Raw genomic sequence first — 7,204 nt, 5'->3', positions numbered from 1 at the left:
CAGATCCGTTTTCCTTTGGAAAACGGATCTGACCCCATGCCGTTACCCCATGCCGTACCTAGGACCCATTCAACCGTCACCGGGAAACTGTCGAAGGCGGGGCGGTGTCGGATTGCGGGGTGTCCGCGGCATGGATGCCGCGGCCAAGCCCCCAGGGACGGGTTTACGGCGTCCCCGCAGTCCGACACCGCCCCGCCAAGCCACAGACAACCCAGAGCCGCTTTGGCTTTGGCTTTGGCTGTTGCCTGCCAGCGGCCGGCACTACCGCGGGTGCAGGGCGCAGCCCTGCCGACCCACCCTCCCCTGCGCACGAAAACGATTTCACTGTTTTCAGCAAACCGTCATCCCTTCGCCACGCCAGTACCATATTGCGGAGCAGCATGCGCCCAAGGGCGACCCATGCTAAAAATCGCCCGCCCATCGCTTAGATCGATCCAAGAACGACACTGCGATGGCCGGGAGTTGGGGGAGCAGCAACAGGACGTACCAGGCCACACGGGCGGCGCTACTGCCATTGCACGGCGACAGCCGCAAAGTCACTTCAAATTAGATCGATTCAAGTTGTCCGTGCCACGTCACCGGATCAATCCAGGAGAGAGGGAGAGATGGGAATGAAGCATTCAACACGTACGCACGGCCACGACGCATTGTCGCTGGCCATCGCGCTGGCCTTGGCCGCCGCCGTCATTCCGGCTGGCGCCGCCGCGCAACAGGCCACGTCCACCGGCGCGCAGGACGCCACCACCCTGGACAGCGTCCAGGTCACCGGCTACCGCTACGCCATTGAAAAGAGCCTCGAGCAGAAGCGCGACGCCAACGCGGTGGTCGAGGTGATCACCGCCGAGGACGTCGGCAAGTTCCCCGACAAGAACGTGGCCGACGCACTGCAGCGCGTGCCCGGCGTGGTCATCACCCGCAGCGGTGGCGAAGGCAAGAGTGTCAGTGTGCGCGGCCTTGCGCCGGACCTGACCCTGACCCAGTTGAACGGCAACTTCGTCGCCTCGTCAGAGACCAACAACGAAGCGACGCGCTCCTTCAACTACACCCTGCTGCCATCGAACATGTTGTCCAGCGCGGAGCTGTTCAAGTCGCCGGAAGCACGCATCGACGAAGGCGGCATCGGCGGCACGGTCATCCTGCATACCCGTCGCCCGCTGGACATGGAATCCAACTCCGGCTACGTGAACCTGGAGGGCACCACCTCCGATACCAGCCACGATGTCGATCCGCAGGCGTCCGCGCTGTACTCGTGGCACAGCAAGGATGAGCGCTTCGGCGTCCTCGTCGGCGTGACCCAGCAGAAGCGCACCACCCGCACCATGGAAGCCAGCACCGAGGACTACCAGTGGTACGGCAATGGCACCACGGCCCGCGATGCCAACGGCAACCTGCTGGAGCAGGATGGCATCCACTACTGGTGGGGCCAGTCCGGCTTCAACAACCAGGCTGGCAAGAACTACAGCGAATTCTTCATGCCGACCTCGGTGAACTTCGCGGTGAAGGAAGAGAAGCGCGAGCGCAAGGGCGGCCAGCTGACCTTCCAGTTCAAGCCGGTCGACAACGTCACGATGACCGCGAACTACTTCCGCTTCGAGCTGCAGGGTGACTACACCCAGAACATGCTGAAGGTGCCGGAGTGGAACCTGGCCCGCTACAACCAGGACGGCAACTGGGCCGGCGGCCGCCTGCTCAACGGCCTGGATTTCGACCCGAGTGGCAGCATCGTCACGGGTGCGCAGTACCAGAAGCTGGCCGGAAAGACCTATTACTGCAGTGAGGAAGAAGCAGCGGCAGCCGGCCTGGAACCCGGTGGCTGGGGCCCGGACGACTGCACCATCCCCACTCCGCAGCTCACCGGTGGATACAGCAAGGAAAAGGCACTGTCGCAGACCGCCGACCTGACCATCGACTGGGATATCAGCCCGCTGTGGAAGGCCTCGTTCACCGGCGGCCGCACCTGGTCCAAAGGTGGTCCGTCGATGAATTTCCGCATGTCGGCCAAGCCGCGCCGCAAGGTGGGCAACCAGTGGCAGTCCGGCAACCAGTACACCGCCTGGGACCTGACCGGCACGCCGTCGGTGCAGTTCTCGCCGGACCTGCAGCAGCAGTTGATGGCGGGCGTGGCCGAAGTCGATACCGGCTCGACCGATTCGTCGTGGATGCAGACCGAGGTCAAGCAGAACTACTTCCAGGCCGACGTCACCAAGCTGTTCGAGGCCGGCTGGCTGGATTCGATCCAGTTCGGCGCCAAGTACCGCGATGGCAAGGTCCACCGCAACACCGGCAACACCTATTGGGTGTGCCCGGGCCTGGATCCGTCCGACTATGACAACAATCGCTACCAGGCCGGCTGCGATCCGACCGCAGGCGATGCGCAACCGGGCTTCTTCCTGTCCAACCCGATCAGCAACATCACCGGCGCGTTCAACGCCAACGTGTTCCCGGGCATCAACTACCCGGCCTACATCGACTACCTGAACAAGACCTACGGTGGCTCGCACAACCGCACCGAAGAAGACTTCGTCTACGACGTCAACGAGAAGATCCATTCCGGCTACTTCCAGGCCAACTTCCGCACTGAGCGGGTACGCGGCAACATCGGCGTGCGCGTGGTGCGGACCAAGCAGTTCGCCCAGTCCAGCGATTCGGTCGAGCGCTTCAACGACTATTTCGTCGACAACGCCAGCGGCGCGCCGATGAGCTGCGATGATCCGGCCGCCGACCCGAACCTGCGCTGCCAGGGTGGCTTCGTCCGCCTGCCCGATCCGCAGGTGCGCGACAAGGTGTATGCCCTGTCGTCGCTGGAAAAGACCTATACCGACGTGCTGCCCAGCTTCAACATTGCCTGGGACATCACCGACAACCTGGTGCTGCGTGGCGCGGCATCGAAGGTGGTCGCGCGCCCGAGCTACACCAGCATCGCCTATCCCGGTGGCCTGCGTTACATCAGCGAAGAGTACGCCAACGACCGCCGCGTCACCGGCGGCACCGACACGCCCGGCTGGTACGGCTCGGGCAGCAACAAGGCGCTGGAACCGTTCAAGGCGGTCCAGTTCGACCTGGGCCTGGAGTGGTACTTCAAGCCGGGCGCGGTCGCAGGTGTTTCGCTGTTCCGCAAGAACGTGGACAACTTCACTGTGCCGGTGGTGCGCGACCAGCAGATGAACGTCGGCGGGCAGTCGGTCACCGTGCAGAAGTACGAGACTCAGGCCAACGGCCGCGATGGCGTGTCCCAGGGCGTGGAACTGTATGGCCAGTACACGTTCGACTTCGGACTGGGTGTGCAGGCCAACTACACCTACAACGACACCAACCTGGCCTCGATCGTGCTGGATGGCGAGGAAATCGGCTCCTCGCCGCTGGTCGGCAGTGCCAAGAACCAGGCCAACGTTACGGTGTTCTACGAGAACGACAAGTTCCTGGCGCGCGCCTCGTACAACCGTCGTGGTGAAGTGGTCGGCGGCCTGAACAATGGCATGACCACCTACACCAAGCCTTACAGCCAGCTTGACCTGAACGTGGCCTACAACCTCACCCCGGACTGGACGGTGACCGCCGCCGTGCTGAATGCCACCAAGTCCGAGCTGCGCAGCTACATCGGCAACGACAGCCAGGCCCGCCTGCTGTCCAACCTGTACGCCGGCCGCCAGCTGTACTTCGGCGTGAACTGGAAGTTCTGAGGCGGCGCCGGGCCTGCCCGGCGCGCTCTCGCCCCGTTCCGGCGGGGAGGGTCCTCCACGGCAGCCACGCTGGTAAAGGTGGCTGCCGTTTTTCATGGATGCATGTTCATGGGCCCCTTGGCCGCCGTTCAGTCCGGCGCTTGACCCTGCCATCGTTGGAAGGTGCACACTGGCCCTATCCCAAGAGCATCGAAGGAGCCACAGATGGAATTCCATGTCGACGGCATGACCTGCGGCGGCTGCGCACGCAGCGTGACCCGCGCGATCCAGCAGATCGATCCGAACGCCCGCGTAGTCGCTGACCCGCCGAGCGGCCTGGTCAAGGTGCAGACCACCGCATCACAGGAGCAGGTGTTCGCCGCGCTGAACGATGCGGGTTTCCCGCCACGCACTGCCTGATCCCCTGTCCTCTGCCACAGCGAAGCCCGCCCCGTGCACTGTCACCGGGCGGGCTTTTTTGCACGCGACATGGAAACTCAGCGCTTGCGAGCGCGCCGCCGCACCGCGCCGGTCTTCGCTGCATCGACCGACAGCGGAGCCTCATCGTCTTCACCCAGCCGCTCCAGGATCGGGCACTCAGGGCGCTCGTCGCCTGCACAGCAACGGATCAGCGATTTCAACGTGTCGGCCATCTGCCGCATGCTCTCGATGCGTTGTTCCAGGTCGGCGATGTGCTGCTCGGCCAGGTGCTTGACGTCGGCACTGTGCCGCGCGGTGTCGTTCCACAGGCCCAGCAGGTCACTGATTTCGGCCACCTGGAAGCCGAGATCGCGCGCGCGGCGGATGAAGCGCAGGCGATGGATGTCCGCCCGCGAATACGCCCGGTAGCCCGATTCGGTGCGATCGGCCGCGGGGATCAGGCCGATCTGTTCGTAGTAGCGGATCATCTTCGCCGACACGCTGGAGGCCTTGGCGGCGTCACCGATGTTCATGCGGTTCTCCTTCAATGGGTCGTGGCGTGGGCATCCGCCATCGGCGGCTGGAAGCGGCGCAGGCGCAGCGCGTTGCCCAGCACGAACACACTGGACAGCGCCATCGCACCGGCCGCGAACACCGGCGACAGCAGCACGCCCCAGGCCGGGTACAGCACGCCGGCCGCGACGGGAATCAAAGCGGTGTTGTAGGCGAACGCCCAGAACAGGTTCTGCCGGATGTTGCCCAGCGTCGCCTTGGACAGCGCAATGGCATTGGGCACGCCCTGCAGGTTACCCGACATCAGCACCACGTCGGCCGACTCCACCGCGATATCGGTGCCGGTACCAATGGCCAGGCCGACATCGGCTTCAGCCAACGCAGGGGCATCGTTGATGCCGTCGCCGACGAAGGCGACGCGCCCATGCGTGGCCTTCAGCCGACGCACTGCCTCGACCTTGCCTTCCGGCAGCACCTCGGCCACCACTTCATCGATGCCGAGCTGGCGCGCGATCGCCTGTGCGGTCCCGGCGTTGTCGCCGGTGATCATCGCCACCTTCAGGCCCAACCGATGCAGCGCCGCGATCGCTGCGGGGGTGCTCGGCTTGATCGGATCGGATACCGCAATGATCGCGGCTAGGCGTCCATCGATGGCCACGTACATCGGTGACTTGCCCTGCGTGCCGAGTTCCGCCGCCAATGCTGCGAATGCAGTGATGTCCACGCCCAGGTCGCGCATGAAGCGATCGGCACCGACCTCCACGCGTGCACCCTCGACATTGGCCCGCACGCCCATGCCGGTGACCGATTCGAAGTCGACCATGCCCGGCAACGCGATGCCCTGCTCGGTCGCGGCATCAACAATCGCGCGGGCGATGGGATGCTCCGAGCGCGACTCCACCGCGGCCACTGCCGCCAGAACCCTGTTGCGATCGAAGCCGGCAGCAATCTCCAGATCGGTCAGGCGCGGGCGGCCTTCGGTCAGCGTGCCGGTCTTGTCCACCGCCACCACCTGCGCGTCCTTCAGCAGCTGCAGGGCCTCGCCCTTGCGGAACAGCACGCCCATTTCGGCGCCACGACCGGTTCCGACCATGATCGAGGTCGGCGTGGCCAGGCCCATCGCGCACGGGCAGGCAATGATCAGTACCGCCACCGCATTGACCAGCGCGAAGCTCAGTGCCGGCGATGGTCCGAAGATCAACCAGACCGCGAAGGTCGCCAGCGCGGCCAGCATCACCGCCGGCACAAACCACAACGTGACCTTGTCGACCACCGCCTGGATCGGCAGCTTCGAGCCCTGCGCCTGTTCGACCATGCGGATGATCTGCGCCAGCAGGGTCTGCGCGCCCACGGCCGTGGCCCGCACCGTCAGTGCGCCCTTCTGGTTGACCGTGCCACCCACCACGCTGCTGCCCGGCAGCTTCTCGACCGGAATCGGCTCGCCGCTGATCATCGATTCATCGATGTAGCTGCGGCCTTCAACCACCTCGCCGTCGACCGGCACGCGCTCGCCCGGGCGCACTTCCACCAGGTCGCCGCTCTGCACTTCATTGACCGGGATGTCGACCGCGCGGCCGTCACGGACCACATGGGCCACCTTGGCCTGCAGGTTGACCAGGCGCTTGATCGCTTCGGAGGTGCGGCCCTTGGCCCGGGCCTCGAGGAAGCGGCCGAGCAGGATCAGCGCGACGATCACCGCCGCCGCTTCGTAGTAGACGTTCACCGTGCCCGGCGGCAGCAGCCGCGGTGCAAAGGTCGCTACCACCGAATAGCCGAACGCCGCGGCGGTGCCCACCGCCACCAGTGAATTCATGTCCGGCGCCAACCGCAGCAGCGCCGGGAAGCCCTTCTGGTAGAAGCGGCGCCCGGGGATGGCCAGCACCAGGAGCGTCAGTGCGAACTGCAGGTACCAGCTGGCCTGCATGCCGAGGGTGGACATCACCCATGCGTGCATGCCGGGAATCAGGTGCGAGCCCATTTCCAGTACGAACACCGGCAGTGCCAGCGCGGTGGCCACGATCAGGTCGCGCTTCAGCCCGGCGCGCTCGGCATCCTTCTTTTCCGCAGTCTGATCATCGGACTGCACACCCGCCTCGATCACACGTGCGTCATAGCCGGCCTTGTCGATCGCGGCGACCAGCGCAGCCACGTCCGCCATGCCACGCACCGTGGCGCGCTCGGTGGCCAGGTTGACGCTGGCCTGGCTGACGCCGGGCACGGCCAACAGCGCGCGTTCGACACGGCCCACGCAGGAAGCGCAGGTCATGCCTTCGACCGCCAGCTCGGTGGTCGCCGCGGGCACGTCATAGCCCACCCGCTCCACTGCCTGGACAAGCGCCGCGCGATCCACCGGGCCCGACGGACGAATGTCCGCCCGCTCGGTGGCCAGGTTCACCGAGACACTGCCCACGCCCTCGACCTTGGACAGTGCTGCCTCGACCCGGCCCACGCAGCTGGCGCAGGTCATGCCCTCGATGGGCAGGCTGATGGTGGAGGGGCTGGCGGGGGCGGCAGCGGCGCGCGGCGTGCTCATGATCGGATTCCCGGGTTTCCTTCTGGATGCGGACAGGCTAAACCTTGCCATCGTGGGAAGGTCAAATCCAGCCTGTCCG

4 protein-coding genes are annotated in these 7,204 nt (G+C 65.4%); 2 read left to right on the top strand and 2 right to left on the bottom strand.

Going from position 1 to position 7,204, the window contains the following annotated elements; genetic code table 11:
* Positions 1–605: 605 nt before the first annotated feature.
* Both ACM0PK_RS12120 and ACM0PK_RS12115 read left to right on the top strand, forming a co-directional pair.
* A complete protein-coding gene (locus ACM0PK_RS12120) occupies positions 606–3,680 on the top strand; it encodes a TonB-dependent receptor (protein WP_414607345.1) in 3,075 nt (1,024 codons plus the stop codon).
* Positions 3,681–3,884: 204 nt separating this feature from the next.
* Complete coding sequence (locus tag ACM0PK_RS12115) at positions 3,885–4,079, top strand: heavy-metal-associated domain-containing protein (protein WP_111202266.1); 195 nt, start codon at positions 3,885–3,887, stop codon at positions 4,077–4,079.
* Between the two features lie 77 nt (positions 4,080–4,156).
* Here the strand turns inward: ACM0PK_RS12115 and cueR are convergent, their stop codons facing one another.
* Both cueR and ACM0PK_RS12105 read right to left on the bottom strand, forming a co-directional pair.
* On the bottom strand, positions 4,157–4,612 hold the full coding sequence (cueR, locus tag ACM0PK_RS12110; RefSeq protein WP_111202265.1) for a Cu(I)-responsive transcriptional regulator: 456 nt from the start codon (positions 4,610–4,612) through the stop codon (positions 4,157–4,159).
* A gap of 11 nt (positions 4,613–4,623) precedes the next feature.
* A complete protein-coding gene (locus ACM0PK_RS12105) occupies positions 4,624–7,125 on the bottom strand; it encodes a heavy metal translocating P-type ATPase (protein ID WP_414607346.1) in 2,502 nt (833 codons plus the stop codon).
* Positions 7,126–7,204 lie beyond the last annotated feature (79 nt).

The sequence above is a fragment of the Stenotrophomonas sp. FR010 genome (genome assembly GCF_047520755.2).
Classification (GTDB): Bacteria; Pseudomonadota; Gammaproteobacteria; order Xanthomonadales; family Xanthomonadaceae; genus Stenotrophomonas; species Stenotrophomonas sepilia.
Note: the sequence above shows the minus strand (reverse complement) of the source record. Positions and strands in the feature narration are given on the sequence as shown.